13 protein-coding genes are annotated in these 14992 nt (G+C 47.7%); 6 read left to right on the top strand and 7 right to left on the bottom strand.

Annotated features, from left to right (window positions below; genetic code table 11):
• Window positions 1-51 precede the first annotated feature (51 nt).
• Window positions 52-1047: a hypothetical protein gene (locus GWC95_RS14655; RefSeq protein WP_161819465.1), complete on the bottom strand. Its 996-nt coding sequence runs from the start codon at window positions 1045-1047 to the stop codon at window positions 52-54.
• A 44-nt stretch (window positions 1048-1091) separates the two neighbouring features.
• Between GWC95_RS14655 and GWC95_RS14650 the strand changes: the two genes are divergently transcribed.
• Complete coding sequence (locus tag GWC95_RS14650; protein ID WP_161819464.1) at window positions 1092-1784, top strand: ribonuclease H-like domain-containing protein; 693 nt, start codon at window positions 1092-1094, stop codon at window positions 1782-1784.
• 66 nt (window positions 1785-1850) lie between these two features.
• Here GWC95_RS14650 and GWC95_RS14645 read toward each other — a convergent pair whose 3' ends face one another.
• The gene (locus GWC95_RS14645; RefSeq protein WP_161819463.1) at window positions 1851-2930 is read right to left on the bottom strand and encodes a serine hydrolase domain-containing protein; all 1080 of its coding nucleotides are present in this window, start codon (window positions 2928-2930) and stop codon (window positions 1851-1853) included.
• Between the two features lie 146 nt (window positions 2931-3076).
• On the opposite strand from GWC95_RS14645, the gene holA reads away from it, so the two are divergent.
• Window positions 3077-4075, top strand: coding sequence for a DNA polymerase III subunit delta (holA, locus tag GWC95_RS14640; protein ID WP_161819462.1), 999 nt, complete (start codon window positions 3077-3079; stop codon window positions 4073-4075).
• Window positions 4076-4292: 217 nt separating this feature from the next.
• Here the strand turns inward: holA and GWC95_RS14635 are convergent, their stop codons facing one another.
• Together GWC95_RS14635 and GWC95_RS14630 are read right to left on the bottom strand one after the other, a co-directional pair.
• Window positions 4293-4475: a hypothetical protein gene (locus tag GWC95_RS14635; protein ID WP_161819461.1), complete on the bottom strand. Its 183-nt coding sequence runs from the start codon at window positions 4473-4475 to the stop codon at window positions 4293-4295.
• A gap of 11 nt (window positions 4476-4486) precedes the next feature.
• Window positions 4487-5263 carry a hypothetical protein gene (locus GWC95_RS14630; protein ID WP_161819460.1) on the bottom strand — a complete coding sequence of 259 codons (777 nt, stop codon included), beginning with the start codon at window positions 5261-5263 and terminating at the stop codon, window positions 4487-4489.
• 313 nt (window positions 5264-5576) lie between these two features.
• On the opposite strand from GWC95_RS14630, the gene GWC95_RS14625 reads away from it, so the two are divergent.
• Entirely contained in the window at window positions 5577-5831 is a 255-nt protein-coding gene (locus tag GWC95_RS14625) for a helix-turn-helix domain-containing protein (protein ID WP_161819459.1), read from the top strand.
• Here GWC95_RS14625 and GWC95_RS14620 read toward each other — a convergent pair whose 3' ends face one another.
• Window positions 5832-6785: a bifunctional riboflavin kinase/FAD synthetase gene (locus GWC95_RS14620; protein ID WP_161819458.1), complete on the bottom strand. Its 954-nt coding sequence runs from the start codon at window positions 6783-6785 to the stop codon at window positions 5832-5834. It lies immediately after the preceding gene.
• Window positions 6786-6949: 164 nt separating this feature from the next.
• Between GWC95_RS14620 and GWC95_RS14615 the strand changes: the two genes are divergently transcribed.
• Together GWC95_RS14615 and GWC95_RS14610 are read left to right on the top strand one after the other, a co-directional pair.
• Complete coding sequence (locus GWC95_RS14615) at window positions 6950-8119, top strand: AIR synthase related protein (protein ID WP_161819457.1); 1170 nt, start codon at window positions 6950-6952, stop codon at window positions 8117-8119.
• 131 nt (window positions 8120-8250) lie between these two features.
• Window positions 8251-8937, top strand: coding sequence for a cell division ATP-binding protein FtsE (locus GWC95_RS14610; protein WP_161819456.1), 687 nt, complete (start codon window positions 8251-8253; stop codon window positions 8935-8937).
• Between the two features lies 1 nt (window position 8938).
• Here the strand turns inward: GWC95_RS14610 and GWC95_RS14605 are convergent, their stop codons facing one another.
• A complete protein-coding gene (locus GWC95_RS14605) occupies window positions 8939-10060 on the bottom strand; it encodes a glycosyltransferase (RefSeq protein WP_161819455.1) in 1122 nt (373 codons plus the stop codon).
• Window positions 10060-11145 (bottom strand): glycosyltransferase, encoded by a 1086-nt coding sequence (locus GWC95_RS14600; RefSeq protein WP_237722168.1) that lies wholly within the window; start codon window positions 11143-11145, stop codon window positions 10060-10062. Before GWC95_RS14600 ends, GWC95_RS14605 begins: the two co-directional genes overlap by 1 nt.
• Before the next feature lie 293 nt (window positions 11146-11438).
• Here GWC95_RS14600 and smc point away from each other — a divergent pair, with 293 nt between their 5' ends.
• Window positions 11439-14960 carry a chromosome segregation protein SMC gene (gene smc, locus GWC95_RS14595; RefSeq protein ID WP_161819454.1) on the top strand — a complete coding sequence of 1174 codons (3522 nt, stop codon included), beginning with the start codon at window positions 11439-11441 and terminating at the stop codon, window positions 14958-14960.
• Window positions 14961-14992: the final 32 nt, after the last annotated feature.

The following is a 14992-nucleotide window of genomic DNA, read 5'->3' as shown; positions in this document are numbered from 1 at the left end:
TTACATAGCCTTGTTCCGTAAGCGAGATCGCTTAATACTTCAGGCAGCAGCTTAACTAAACAATCCGCCTTTCTTCAAAGTCTTTGTTCCTTCACCGATCTTGAAGCCGTTGTTGTAGATCTCGATCTTGTAATCGCCTTCTTTGTATTTATCGCCCTGCGGTGGAATGTTGAATGTAACAGGGATGGCTTTTCCTTGCTCGTAGTTTACGGCTACTTTGCTGGTGAATGGTTTTGAACCCTCTTCACGGGTATTGAAGGTGCTTCCTTCTGTAATTGGTTTGCCATCCGGACCGGTAACCACAACATAGAGGTCTTTCTGACCCGAAGGGGTAACCCTGTTCTCATCGAGCCTGAAACCAACGCGGATCAGGTTTGCCCTTTTTGCCGTAGTGGTTTCTTTTTCTTTTCCATTACTGCCCACTTTGATCGCTGCAATGCCAATGTTCGATGCGTGCAGTGTGGAAGCCACGTCTACTTTATCTTCCAGTACTTTCTTTTCTGTTTTTGTAGCGGTAAGATTTTCTTCGAGGCTTGCCTTGTCAGCGGTGAGCTGTGTTTTTTCCGTTGTCAACTGTTGGTTCGATGTAGTGAGCTGCTGGTTCTCGCCTTTCAGTTTTTCGATTTCAACGAGGTAGCCATCTACTTTGCCGTTGAGTTCGGTGATCATTTGTTTTGCCTGCGCCAGTTCGGCATCGCTTGCATTTTTCTTTTTAAGGATGCTGCCGATGTTGGCCTTCAGTTTCTGGATATCCGTTTTCCTGTCGGTCAGATCGGTATTCAGCTGGATGTTGTTCTGTGTTAGAGAATCCGCTTTGGCAGACACTACCAAGAAGTCTTGCTGAATGGCATTGCGCGCACTGTCGATGTTGACTACGCGGCCCTGGAGTTGGGTCAGGGTTTCTGATGTTTTGCTTTTGTCGTAAATGATGTATCCCCAGGTGCCGATCAATGCGGCGATCAGTATACCGTATATTAGTTTACGGTTGTCTTTCTGTTGCGGATACTGTGATCCCGGAGTCGGATGGTTGCTTGCAGTGTAACTCATGTTTGCGGGGTTTTTTAGGATTTGAAAATTATTATATTTTATCTATGCTCACACAACTTTTACTACTCGATATAGAAACGGTTCCACAGTTTCAAGCCTTTGCAGGCATGGATCCTGGCCGGCAGTCACTTTTTTCGGACAAAATATCGAAAACCGTGCCAGAAGATATGGATCCGGCTGAAATGTATCGCCGGAAAGCCGGCATTTTTGCCGAATTCGGGAAGATCATATGTATCTCTACCGCATTTTTTTATGAAGACGATAACAATCGGCTGTCGCTCCGGATCAAAAGTTTTTCGGGCGATGATGAAGTACAAATACTCCGTGATTTCACGGAATTATGTGAGAGGATGTACCGGCACAACAAGCAGTTCCAGTTTGGCGGTCACAACATACGGGAGTTCGATATACCGTTTATCTGCAGGCGTATGCTCATCAACCGTCTTCGATTACCCGAGTGCCTGAGGCTGCACGACAAGAAGCCCTGGGAGGTAAAAATGTTCGATACTTTCAGCTGGTGGAAATTTGGCGACCATAAACATTATGTTTCCCTTCACCTGCTGGCAAGCGTGCTTGGCATTCCTACTTCAAAGACCGATATGGATGGGAGCATGGTGCAGGATGTTTATTACAAAGACAGGGATCTGGCACGCATCGTCAATTATTGCGAGCGCGATGTGGTGGTTGCGGCAAATGTGATCCTACGGTTTCTCGACAGGCCTTTGTTAATGGAATGATTGGCGGATGATGGATGATCGCCGGCAGGAATAGGTTTAGAAAATATCAGCCTGCTCCCGGAGGGTTCATTTCAAACATTTATCCACCTGTTTTTTCAGATCTTTATACCGTTCGTTCCGTCCATCGTTCTTCAGGTAAAAGGTCATTAAAAAGCCGGTGTATTTTCTATCGTTATCGATCCACGGAAAGCTGCCGAACAAGCCCGGGCTCGTTACGGCAACGCTTTGGCCGGCGCTGTTTTTTTCCATCACCCATTCGCCAAATCCATACCCGAAATCGCCGGCTTCGGCGGGCGCATAGGCAACGCGGACATCTTTGGTAACGCGGTTCGCCTGCATTTCGGTGATGCTGTTTTCGCTGAGGATCCGTTTGCCGTTAAACACGCCTTTGTTCAGGATCATCACCAGGAAATTGGTATAGTCTTCGGGCGTACTGTTGGCGCCGCCTGCCGGGAGTGCAACCTTTCCTGTTCCGAAATCGGAATGTTTCATGTGCAGCGGTTGTGCGATGCGTTCAGCAAACAGCTGGCCGAAACTTTTGCCACTTATTTTTTCGATGACCGCGCCTGCGATCTGGAGGCCCGCATTGCTGTAATGAAAAACTTTTCCATGTTCACCTTCCATGGGCAAGGCGGCAATTGCATTGATGGCATCGTCCATGCTGTTCATACCGCGCATGTCTTCGAGACTTTCTTTGAGAGGGGGTGGTTTGATACCGGTTGTGTGCGAAAGGCATTCGCTGATGGTGATGTTGCCCTTACCGCTGGCAGAAAGCGCGGGCAGGAATCTTCCGACGGTATCGGAGAGGCTGAGTTTGCCTTCGTCTACAAAGGTCATAACCAGCGCCGCGCTGAGCCATTTGCTGCAGCTCGCGATGGGTTGTTTGGAAGAGACGGTATAGTCTTCGGTGTCTGCCGTTTTCCCCTGCCTGCGCGCGAGCACCCGCCCAACCAGTTTTTGCCTGCGACTCATTTCATTGGCTGAATGGCTGTACACGATCTTCCCATCCTTGTAGAGGATGAGATAGGCGCGCCCGCCCATTTTCGCGGTATTGTCTTCCATCCAGTCATCGAGCTTTGAGAAATCATATTGGCAATAACTGTAAGTTGTTGCGAGCAACAGGAGAGATACAAACAAAGTTTTCATACAATATGCGGTAAGGGTTAGTTGTGTTCGCGTTTTTTAAGGCATGGCCTCTCCCTGAGACCGGTTTTTCCGTCTCTGGTTTAAGTGTTTAAAACTTTTTTCCTCTATATGTCAAATTTCGTGGCCCGTGCTTCATCTTTGCAGCCATGTCGGCGGAAAAGATCATCACGGAATGGAAAAAGGGCATCTTCAAACCCATCTACTGGTTGGAGGGCGAGGAGTCTTTTTTCATAGACCAGGTTGTTTCGCATGCCGAGCACCACATCCTCAATGAGGCCGAAGCGGGGTTCAATCTTACGATTTTTTACGGGAAAGATGCGGAATGGGCCGCTGTGGTCAATGCCTGTATGCGGTACCCGATGTTTGCCGAACGACAGGTTGTATTGCTGAAAGAGGCGCAGCAGATGCGGGATATCGAAAAACTGGAGGGCTATATAGAAAACCCAACGCCTTCCACCGTTTTTGTTGTAAGCTACAAGGAAAAAAAGGTAGATGGCCGCTCCAAACTTTCCAAACTGTTGAAGCAGAAAGGGGAGATGCTTACCACGAAGAAGATGTACGAGAGCCAGCTTCCCGAATGGGCCGGGCAAATGGTGCAGCAACATGGACTAAGTATTTCTCCCAAGGCGCTTCATTTGCTGGTTGATCATATCGGCAATGACCTGAGCCGGATCCAGAACGAGATCGAGAAACTGGCGGTTAACCTGGGAGCAAGAAAGAACATCACCGAAGACGATATCGAAAATTACATTGGCGTAAGCAAAGAGTTCAATGTATTTGAACTGCAGGCGGCCATTGCGCAGAAAGATCTCGCAAAGGCGATCCGCATCATCCGTTATTTTGAGGCCAATCCAAAAGCCGGCCCTATCCAGATGATATTGCCAGCGCTGTATAATTTCTTCAGCAAAGTTTACATGATCTACAGCGTGCCGAATCCGGATGAAAAGGCTGTGGCCTCTGCATTGGGCGTAAACCCCTACTTTGTTCGCGATTACTTAAGTGCGGCGCGCAAATACGATTACAGCGGAGTGGAACGCATCCTTCTTTTATTACACCAGTACAATCTCAGAAGCGTAGGAGTTCACGACGGCGGTACTTCTGATGCAGGATTGATGAAGGAGATGACGGTGAAGATGATGGCGTAATAATGTGGTCCGTCGAGGACCCATGATGCGTCGCCCGGATTCGCACGTCATCGATCCAACCAGTTGATTGTAGTACTGTGTTATCCCTGTATTTGAACCGGTACGGTTCCAAAGTATCTATAGTACCTGTTCGAGAACCAACTAAAGAATATTGGTTATGCAGATAAAATGATCATGGAACCTTGTACAAATCCCATGATCATTAATGCAGAACTCCTTAGTTTTTCTTTTTGATGGCTGATTTATCCTTGTCATAAAGGAGATACAGGGCAAGGAAGACGATTGCTACAAAAAAATAATCTTTCTTGCTAACCACGTTCCATCCCATTACATATTGAAGGATGATCACTACCGGGATCGTTATCACCAGTATGCCCAGGAAAATGAGGAAGTTTCTCATGGAATTTCACTTTAGTCTTTGGTTTCATTGTATATGCATACGCCAAAATCGATCAACGTGATGGCGAGCCCCCACCATCCCGCGCGTTCGGCGATCCATTTCGATGCGGTGATCACCACCTGCTGTATACCTTGTTCGGCCAATTTGGTTACCCCCGCTATTCCAATGATACTCGCCGTTCCCAAACCGAGCGCCGATTTAACGCAGGCCCAGACCTCATCGAGCGATAATATTGCCTCCATGCGATTTGTGCCGGTGGTTCGTAACCCGTTGCTTGCTGTCGTTCGGCCATCGTACGCCATGCCCCGGTCAAACCTGAAGCTCCTTTTCACATCCACCCATCTTTGATCGGCCGAATGGACACCTTCATCGATCGCCTTCACAATAATGCGTTGCACCTGCTCTTCTGAGAAACGCAGCAGGAACTTATGCTGGTTCAGCAATCCCAAAAGATCATTGTCGATCCTGTTCTTCAAACCCATCGCCGTTTCGTAATTCAATGCAAACGACCGGTAAGCGCCGGAAAGAGCATTACCATCGCCGGAGGCAAGTTTTACCTGCGCTAAAAAACCGGTTTTGTCGGCCAGTACTGCGGACGACCTGTGGTATTGCATCAACGCGGAAAAATCCGAAATAAAATGCCCGGTGAACGCAATAAAATTTCCCGACGACACCAGGTTCTGCACCGCCTGTTCCTCTGTAACCGATTCATTCGTGTTCTTGGTGCAGGAATAGAATGCAACCATGGTGATCGCAATTATTGAAACAATTAAAACTGTCTTTTTCATACCATCCAATTAAAGGTCCTGTTGAAAAGCATTCGCTTGTTCCCATTTCAACTATGGGTCCTACCTTGCTATTTTTTGAGCGGGCAAAGTTGTCGGAAGGAATTCAAGCCCATTTACCATTCGGCCAAATGATGCATCAAAATTCAACAAGGTTTTTGCCATCACCAAGGAAACGGCAGGGCAGGATGTTATAAAAACCAACAGATGTTTATGGGGGATGAAAATACTTTTTAATTCACCGTAAATATTGCGTGTTTTCACCCTTTTTTATGAGCGGGAAACCCATTACTATTGCTTTCTCATTCTTATATATATGTATAAACTAAGCGAGGAGCGGATCCGCATCGCGCGGAACATCAGGTTGATAAGAGAATTGCGTAATTACAACCAGCGTTATGTGGCCAATGAAATGGGAATAGGGAGGTCTACCTTGTCTACCTGGGAGAACGGATTGGTGGAAGTCAAGATCGGTACCTTACAAAAACTCGCCAGGGTATTCGGGTTGAACAGTTATCTCGACATCATCGATTTTGATCCCGAGCTTTTGTTCCAGAAAAAGAAAAAATGATCAGTGCCGCGCCAGCTTTTCCGTGGCCAGCGATTTGTCTTTCTCCAGTTGCGCTTTCAGTGCATCGAGCCCATTGAATTTCACTTCGCCGCGCAGGTGGCTGTGGAGATGCACCTGGAGCGTCTGGCCGTATATGTCTTTGTCAAAATCAAAAATATTTACCTCTATCACCCGTTTCTTACCGTCTACCGTCGGGCGCAGGCCGATGTTCATCATGCCTTTGTAAGCAACGCTTTGCATGCCGCCGGGTGGGCGGGTTGTGCAGGTCACGGCGTACACGCCATCCCCGGGGATCAGTTTTTCTTCACTCGCCACATGGAGATTGGCCGTGGGATAGCCGATGGTTCTGCCGAGCTTGTTTCCTTCAATCACCGTTCCCTCAAAAAAATAGGGATAGCCGAGAAATTCGTTGGCGGTATCCACCTCATTTTCCATCAATGCGCGGCGGATCTTGGTTGAGCTGATAACGATCTCGTTGATCAGTTGTTCGGAAATCTCTTTTACTTCAAAACCCAGGTTCTCCCCGTAGGTTTTCATCAAATGATAATCGCCTTCGCGGCCCTTGCCAAAACGGTGGTCGTAGCCAATGATCACCGTATGCGGCCTGAAATACCTGTAAAGAAAATCCTTAACGTATTCTTCCGCCGTCTGGTTTGCAAAAACATGGTCGAACGGCACAACAACCAGGTGGTCGATGCCTTCCTTTTCGAGCAGGGCTATCTTCTCGGGCAAGGTGTTGAGCAGTTTGATGTCGCCGGGCACAGACGAAATGATCTTCCTTGGATGCGGATGAAAAGTGATGATCACCGTTTCGCCCCCAATACGCGCCGCTTCCTCTTTCAGTTGGGATAAGATCTGCCGGTGCCCGAGATGTACGCCATCAAAAGTACCGATGGTTACTACGGCTTGCTTAAATTCCGGCAGCGACCCGGCCAATTCGCGGTGAACTTTCATATTAGGGGCAAAAGTAAGCTATTAGGTATTAGTGGCTGGCACCGGGCCGTTTTTTTGGCTGGGTAAACTCGAAAACTAACGGCCAAAACCCAACGGCTAACACCTGCTTTCATTACCTTTGCCCGGATTCAAAAATTCAGCAATCTCAAATCTCAACGTTCCAAATGTCATTATACGCACAACGCGGTGTTTCTGCCCAGAAAGAAGAGGTTCATGCGGCTATTCAGAAGCTTGACCAGGGCCTGTACCCGAATGCTTTCTGTAAAATTTATGCTGATCTTTTGTGCGGCGATCCGGATTGGGTCAATATTATGCACGCAGACGGCGCCGGCACCAAAAGCATACTGGCCTATCTCTACTGGAAAGAAACCGGCGATGTAAACGTTTGGAAAGGCATTGCCCAGGATGCGGTGGCAATGAACCTCGACGACCTGCTTTGCGTGGGTGTTACCGATCATTTTCTTTTTTCATCCACCATCGACCGGAACAAATTGCTGATCACCGGCGAAGTGCTCCAGGCGGTGATCAACGGAACACAGGAATTTTTCGACCGGCTGAAAGGTTTTGGCGTGAACATCCACTACCTCGGCGGGGAAACGGCAGATGTGGGAGATGTGGTACGCACGATCGCAGTAAACGGTACCATGACCTCGCGCTGGCCCAAGAACAAGCTCATCACCAACGACAAGATCGCAGCGGGCGATGTGATCGTTGGTTTTGCGAGCTCCGGCCTGGCATCCTACGAAACAGAATACAACAGCGGGCTGGGCAGCAATGGCCTTACCAGTGCGCGGCACGATGTGCTCGATAAATATTACGCAGAAAAATACCCCGAAACATTTGAACCTAAATTAAGCAATGAGGTGGTATACATCGGGAAAAGCAAAATGACCGATGAGATCGATATCAACGGGGAAAAGATCAGCGCGGGAAAATTGCTGTTGTCGCCCACCCGTACCTATGCACCATTGCTGAAAGTATTGCTCGATGAATATTTCAATGACATCAACGGGTTGATCCACTGCAGTGGTGGCGGGCAAACCAAGTGTATGAAATACCTGCCCAGGCCGCTTAAGATCATAAAGGACGATCTCTTTACCATACCACCGATCTTCCAACTGATCCGGGAAAATTCCGGTGCCGACCTCCGCGAGATGTACCAGGTTTTCAACATGGGGCACCGCCTCGAAATATTCACCAGCGAAGCCGCTGCACAAAAGATGATCGATGCCGCAAAGCCATTCAACATCGAAGCAAAGATCGTGGGCCGCGTGGAAGAAGCAGAGAGATCGGTGTTGGTGCTGAAGGGAGCGTTCGGGGAGATCGTGTATTAGCAAAAGCGTGGTAAAAGGCCGTTGACCAGTGGCCTTTTGTAAGGAACAATCCGGCAAAAAGATAAAAGACCGGCCACCGGGATCCGCGACTTTTAACACTCATATTTCATCATAAATAGTAAATTACAGCCATGTCAGACACCGTTGTATCCATCCAAAGGGCCAATATTTACCAGGGCGGTAACATCGTATTGCGCGATGTGAATTTTACTGTGAACAAAGGCGAATTTGTTTACCTCGTAGGTAAAACAGGAACGGGCAAAAGCTCCCTGCTCAAAACATTGTATGGTGAGCTTACGCTTACAGAAGGAGAGGGTTCTGTTGTGGGGTTTGATTTGCGTACGATGGACTGGAAGAAAGTACCGTTTCTCCGCCGGAACCTGGGTGTTGTGTTCCAGGATTTCCAGTTGCTTACAGACCGGAACGTGCATGAGAACCTTCGTTTTGTACTGAAGGCAACGGGTTGGCAGGATGAGCGTCTGATCGAAGAAAAGATCAATGATGTGCTGGATAAAGTGGGCCTTCGCAGCAAGGGTTTCAAAATGCCTTTTGAAATGAGTGGTGGTGAACAACAACGCGTGGATATAGCCCGGGCACTTTTAAATTCTCCCAAATTGATATTGGCCGATGAGCCAACCGGTAACCTTGATCCCGAAACAAGCGACGAGATCATGCAGTTGCTGATCCAGATCGCAAAAGATTATGGAACCACGGTGTTGATGGCCACACACGATTTTATTGTGATCAACCGCTATCCTTCCCGCATGCTGAAAACCGAAGGTGGAAGGGTAATCGATAGTGCAGCAGTTCCCGCGTAGGTCACCATATTTTGCTGATGATCATTTCCGCGCCTTTTTGGTTGTCAAATGCATCATTCAACAACTTTTTCCTCAGTTCGATCTCATCACCTGTGAATGGCTGGTGATACAATTGGGCGATAATGTCTCTGAATGCATGTGGCGTGGTTCCGGTATGACATGCACTTTCCAACCCGCTGCCCATCACCGTAGCATCGTTTACCACGCAGTGCCGGCCATTGAAGAGGGCATTCAGTAATTTTATTTTGATACCGGTTGTTGTATACGACGGCAATACATTGATATGCGCCTTGGCGATCATATCCTGGATCTCTTTTTCCGATGGATTGGCAACGATGCAGGTATGCCCGTTCTCGTGCGCAGCAGCATATAATTTTTCTGAGGGGTTTTTACCGGCGATCACGAAGGGTACATGCAGTTGACTGAATATTTTATCGATCAGCCATAAGGCGGCCTTTTCATTCGCATCTACACTGAGATCGCCATGGTAAAGACAATAAGAGCCCATTCCCTCAGGGCATTGTACCTGCCAGTCGGGAATAAAAACAGGCAGCAAAGAAATATTCTTACAACCAAGTTCTGTTTGATAGATCGCAACATCATCTGCTGTAATGCCCATGAATGCTGCCCTTGGGGCGATCTTTCTTTCGTACGACCTGAGCAGCCTGCTTTCCATCCAGAAATATAATTTTTTAAGGGGAGAGGATGTGGAGCAGCGAAGATCATAGTAATAGGTATGCTCCACGTTGTGCAAACGCACAAAACATTTGCGGTCGTCGAAACGTTTATCGAGCAAAGGGCAGGTACAATGAACACCTTCCATTAAAACAGGGTGATCGTCTTTGAGCAGCTTGTGCAAAAGCGCTTCATTCTTCCTGCTGGCAACGATATAAGGTAATGTATTGGAAATGCCTTTGTGCCCGGTAAATCTTTCGTAGTAATGCACTTCCTGGCAGTATTGCTCCAGCTTGGGTTGTTCACCACGGCCATAATCGAAACAATGGAGATGGATGTTAACCCCGTTCTCGGCGAGTGCTTTGATCTTATAAAAAACATCCACCGCGCCGCCGTAATCGGCGGGAAAGGGTACGTTGAACGAGATGATATGCAGGTGCTTCTCCATTACAGTAACTTATAAAATCCGAGCAATTTTTTTTCTTCCGTTTCCCAGTTAAGAATGGTCCTTGCTTTGAGGCAGTTGAGCCTGAGTTCTTCATAAAAAACATCATCGGCCATCAAATTGTTCATTGCACGGGCAAGCGTATCCGGGTCTGTGCTGTTTACCGGGTACATGATGTGGTACTGATCGTTGATTGCGGCATACTCAGGGTAATTAACGCAAACCTGGGGCACACCTGCCATTGTGTAATCAAAAAAACGGTTGGCGAGCGATTGGTACTGGTTCATGCCCTCCTGTTCAAAAAGCGTAAGGCCGATGTGCGCAGTTGGGGTGAGTTTGGCCAGGTCGCCCGGCAGTACATAACCCCTGAACTCGATCTTTTGTTCAAGGCCCAGCTTTTTAGTAAGTGCGCGCGCCTGTTCAAAAAAGTTGCCTTCGCCGCAAACAACCAGTTTGGCATCAACATCTTTCATCGCAGGGATCAGGGTTTCGAAACAACGGCCCTCGTTTACCGAGCCCTGGTAGAGGATCCATTTTTCTTTTTTCTCTTTGATAACAGGAAGAACACTTAACCGCGGCAGGTTTCTCACAACCGCATACCCAACGCCATACCGGCGCGTCAGTTCTCCGGCAATAAAATTGTTGACCGTGTATCCGTTCCTGAACCGCGGCACCGCGAAACGTTCAATGGCCAGCCATATGGCATGGATCAACCTCCGCGTAAGAACCTCTTTCTGTTCGGTAAACAACTCATGTGCATCGTATACCCTTTTTTGGTTTTTGATGAGCGTTGTAAAATAGACGGGAAGTATGGTGTCTAGATCGATCGCGCAAACAACATCCGCTTTGCGGAACAGCAAAAAGAAGAAAAGCCTTAGGTTGAACTCCGCATAAAAAAGGAGTCCCGCGGAGAAAACACAGCGCAGCCTTTTTTGGGAGAAACTTTTTTCAACAAGCGGAAGGCTCCCTTTTCTGTGGCGGCCCACCAGCAATACCCGGTATCCGGCAGCGGACAATGAACCGGCGATGCGGTGCATGCGCTGGTCGTAGTTGAGATCGTTGGTTACCGTGAAAATAATCGTGGGCAAAGGAAGGGCTTTGAAACAAATATAAACCCACAGGCCATTGTTCGTTTTTTTTTGCCACGGATTTCACGGATTTTCACAGAGTTTGCCGCCACAAATACCATCCCTTTTTTCTCTGTGAAAATCCGTGAAATCCGTGGCAACACAGATTCCTGGCAATACGCGTTCTTGTATTGAATATCAGTCATTTACAATAGATACCTCATAATTACCCACCTCTTATACACAGCCTTTTTTTCTCTTCTGATTTTGTATCCCATTTACTGTAAGTTCGCAGGTACTTAAAAAGGATAGACGTGAGATTAAAGTCATTAGAGATCAAAGGATTTAAAAGTTTTGCTGATAAGACCGTTGTCAGTTTTGACGAAGGTATTACAGGGATCATCGGGCCGAACGGTTGTGGTAAAAGTAACATCATCGATTCCATCCGCTGGGTGATCGGGGAGCAGAAAATCTCTGCCCTGCGCAGTGAGAACCTCGAAGCGCTTGTTTTTAACGGGAGCAAGACCCGCAGCGCAAGCGGCCTGGCCGAAGTGAGCCTCACTTTTGAGAATACAAAGAACCTGTTGCCTACAGAATTCAATACCGTTACCGTTACGCGCCGTTTTTACAAGAACGGTGAGAGCGAATACCGCCTTAATGATGTTACCTGCCGTTTGAAAGACATTCACAACCTGTTTCTCGATACGGGTGTGAGCACAGACAGCTACGCCATCATTGAACTGGGTATGGTGGATGACATCATCAAAGACAAGGAAAACAGCCGCCGGAGGATGTTGGAACAGGCCGCCGGCATCACCATTTACAAAACAAGAAAGAAGGAAGCGAAAAACAAACTCGATGCAACCGAGCAGGATCTTGCACGCATTGAGGACCTGTTGTTCGAGATCAATAACCAGTTAAAAACGCTCGAGAACCAGGCAAAAAAAGCAGAGAAGTTTTACGAGATCAAAAAAGAATACAAGGAAGTTGCGATCGAGCTTGCGAAAGCTTCGCTTGAAGGTTTCAACATCACTTATAAGGAATTGAACGAACAGCAGGATGCCGAGTCCGATAAAAAGATCCGGCTCGAAGCGGAGATCGCAACAGACGAAGCTGCGATTGAACAGGAGAAAGTAGGGTTTGTTGAAAAAGAACGCGCGCTCCAAAGCATGCAGCACGAGTTCAACGAATACCTGCAGGAATTGCGTACCAGGGAAAACGAAAAAAACCTTGCTACGCAGAAATTGCATTACCTCAAGGAGAAAGAAGGAAGTCTGAAAGAATTCCTGGAGAAGGCAGAAGGGCAATTAAAAACCATCGGCGATTCAATTGAGTACACGCAGATACAGGTTGGCGAGGAAGAATCGAATTTACTGGAGCTGCAGGATAAGGTGGAATCTACCAAACTGGAGGTAGAAGAAAAACGCCGCAGCTTCGATGAAAAAAGAAGCGGCCTCGATTCTTTGCGCAACCGTTACCAGCAGATCCAGCGCAGCCAGTTTGATGCGGAGAAAAAAGTGGCGGTAGCAGATACTTCTATCCTGAACCTGCAAAGGGCGCAGGCGCAATTGAACGATGAGAAACAAAACCGCGAGTCGCAACTGCAGCAGTTAACCATCGAGCTCGAAGAAAAAGAAACCACGCTCGAGGCAAAACGCATAGACCTGCAGCAATTGCAGGAGCACCAGGAAAAAACAAAGGAGCAGATATTTGAAACCCAGGCACAGCTCGAGGTTTTGAGAAACGAACTGAACGAAGAGAACCGCAAACTCGATTCAAAACGCAACGAATACAATTTGTTGAAGAGTTTGATCGATTCGATGGAAGGATACCCCGAGAGCATCAAGTTCCTGCACAAAAACCCGGAGTGGAACCATGCGGCGCCGATCTTGTCAGACATCATCTACGTAAAAGAAGAATACCGCACTGCTGTTGAAAATGTACTGGAACCTTACCTCAACTATTATGTTGTAAATAACCTGGAGGAAGGTTTGCAGGCCGTTCACCTGCTGGATGCCAATAAAAAAGGAAAAGCGAATTTCTTCATGCTAGAGAAGTTTGCAGACAACCGGGTTGAAACGCACCAGCCGAACGATACCATCAAAGCGATGGATGTGATTGAAGTGGATGAGCAATACCGCAAACTTGCCGAGTACCTGCTGGCAAACGTTTACATCGCAGAGAACGACGAAGCGATCGCCAACAGCAATGGCGCAGTGGTATTGGAGAAACACGGTAAATACGTAAAAGGGAAATACACGCTCACCGGCGGAAGCGTTGGTTTGTTTGAAGGAAAGAAGATCGGCCGTGCGAAAAACCTTGAGAAATTATCGGAAGAGATCTCGGACCAGGAGGCGATCGTTAACCTGCTGAAATCAGATATACAGGCGAAGCACAACGAAGTGATCGCGTTCAACGACCAGTTGAAAGAGAACGTGATCAAACAAACCGAGAACGAGATCAACCAGCTTACCAACCAGGTGTTTGCTGCAAAAAACAGGATCGAGAATTTACAGGCCGCACAACAGAACGGGTTGCAGAGACTCGAGGACCTGGAGCAACGCCTCGAAGCAGAACACGAAGCGATCGCAACCACACGCGAAGAATTCCATAGCCTGAACGGGCAATTGCAGACAACAGCTGAGGAATTGAAAACGGTGGAGCAGGATTACCAATCGTCGGAGCACGAATACAACCTTGCTTCCGTTCAATACAACGAAACAAACCTGCAGCTAACAAGGCAACAGAGCAAGATCACCACCCTGAAACAGGAGTTGGTGTTCAAGGAAAACCAATTGAACGACCTGCATGCGCAGATCGGCAACAACACCACCCAGTTGTCTGAAGCATCCGCCAACATTGAAGAAAGCGAGAAAGCGCTGGTAGGTTCGGAAGAACTGTTGCTGGAGATGTTGCGCAGGAAAGACGAGGAAGAAAAGAAACTCAACGAGGCCGACCAGGCCTATTACAATCTCCGCAATGCATTGCAGGAGAAAGAAAGTGAGCTTCGTTTGAAAGTGAAGAGCAAGGAGATGATCGATCATCTCGTAACAGAGATCAAAGACAAGCTGAACGAGTTGAAACTCCAGCTCGCGGGAATGAAGGAAAGGCTGAGCGTTGAATTCAAAGTAGAACTTGACGAGATCCTTGACCAGGAAAGAACAACCGATACAACACTCGAAGAATTGCAGAACAGTTCAGACAGGATGCGCAAGCGTTTGGACAATATGGGCGAAGTGAACCCTACTGCAATTGAAGCATACATGGAAATGAAGAAGCGGTACGAGTTCATTCTCGAACAGAAAAATGACCTTGTATCCGCAAAAGAAAGCCTGTTGCAAACCATCCAGGAAGTGGAAGCAACCGCGAACCAGCAGTTTCTCGACACATTTAACCAGGTGCGTGAGAATTTCCAGAAAGTGTTCAAGGCATTGTTTACAGAAGAGGATACGGCCGATATGATACTTGTGAACCCCGAGAACCTTGCGGAAACAGGGATCGAGATCATAGCCAAACCAAAAGGTAAACGCCCATCTTCTATCACACAGCTGAGTGGAGGAGAGAAGACATTAACGGCAACCGCCTTGCTGTTCTCGATCTACCTCATCAAACCGGCGCCATTCTGTATCCTCGATGAGGTTGATGCGCCGCTGGATGATGCGAACGTTGGTAAGTTCACACAAATGATCAAGAAATTCAGTGACAACTCGCAGTTCATCATCGTAACACACAATAAGCAAACCATGAGCGCGGTTGATGTGATCTACGGTGTAACCATGCAGGAGCCCGGCGTAAGTAAACTGGTTCCGGTGGATTTCAGGAGCCTTGCCAATTAAACTACCCAACCATGAATAACAGGCCCGTTCTG

The sequence above is a fragment of the Sediminibacterium roseum genome (genome assembly GCF_009939005.1).
GTDB lineage: Bacteria > Bacteroidota > Bacteroidia > Chitinophagales > Chitinophagaceae > Sediminibacterium > Sediminibacterium roseum.
This window is presented reverse-complemented; position numbering and strand designations above follow the sequence as displayed.

What these genes read in the sequence shown, in the direction of transcription:
- GWC95_RS14610 (WP_161819456.1), top strand. Translation starts at nt 8,251, where the DNA reads ATGTCAGACACCGTTGTATCCATCCAAAGGGCCAATATTTACCAGGGC.
- GWC95_RS14620 (WP_161819458.1), bottom strand. Translation starts at nt 6,785, where the DNA reads ATGAAAGTTCACCGCGAATTGGCCGGGTCGCTGCCGGAATTTAAGCAA.
- GWC95_RS14630 (WP_161819460.1), bottom strand. Translation starts at nt 5,263, where the DNA reads ATGAAAAAGACAGTTTTAATTGTTTCAATAATTGCGATCACCATGGTT.
- GWC95_RS14650 (WP_161819464.1), top strand. Translation starts at nt 1,092, where the DNA reads ATGCTCACACAACTTTTACTACTCGATATAGAAACGGTTCCACAGTTT.
- GWC95_RS14635 (WP_161819461.1), bottom strand. Translation starts at nt 4,475, where the DNA reads ATGAGAAACTTCCTCATTTTCCTGGGCATACTGGTGATAACGATCCCG.
- GWC95_RS14645 (WP_161819463.1), bottom strand. Translation starts at nt 2,930, where the DNA reads ATGAAAACTTTGTTTGTATCTCTCCTGTTGCTCGCAACAACTTACAGT.
- GWC95_RS14625 (WP_161819459.1), top strand. Translation starts at nt 5,577, where the DNA reads ATGTATAAACTAAGCGAGGAGCGGATCCGCATCGCGCGGAACATCAGG.
- GWC95_RS14655 (WP_161819465.1), bottom strand. Translation starts at nt 1,047, where the DNA reads ATGAGTTACACTGCAAGCAACCATCCGACTCCGGGATCACAGTATCCG.
- holA (WP_161819462.1), top strand. Translation starts at nt 3,077, where the DNA reads ATGTCGGCGGAAAAGATCATCACGGAATGGAAAAAGGGCATCTTCAAA.
- GWC95_RS14615 (WP_161819457.1), top strand. Translation starts at nt 6,950, where the DNA reads ATGTCATTATACGCACAACGCGGTGTTTCTGCCCAGAAAGAAGAGGTT.
- GWC95_RS14605 (WP_161819455.1), bottom strand. Translation starts at nt 10,060, where the DNA reads ATGGAGAAGCACCTGCATATCATCTCGTTCAACGTACCCTTTCCCGCC.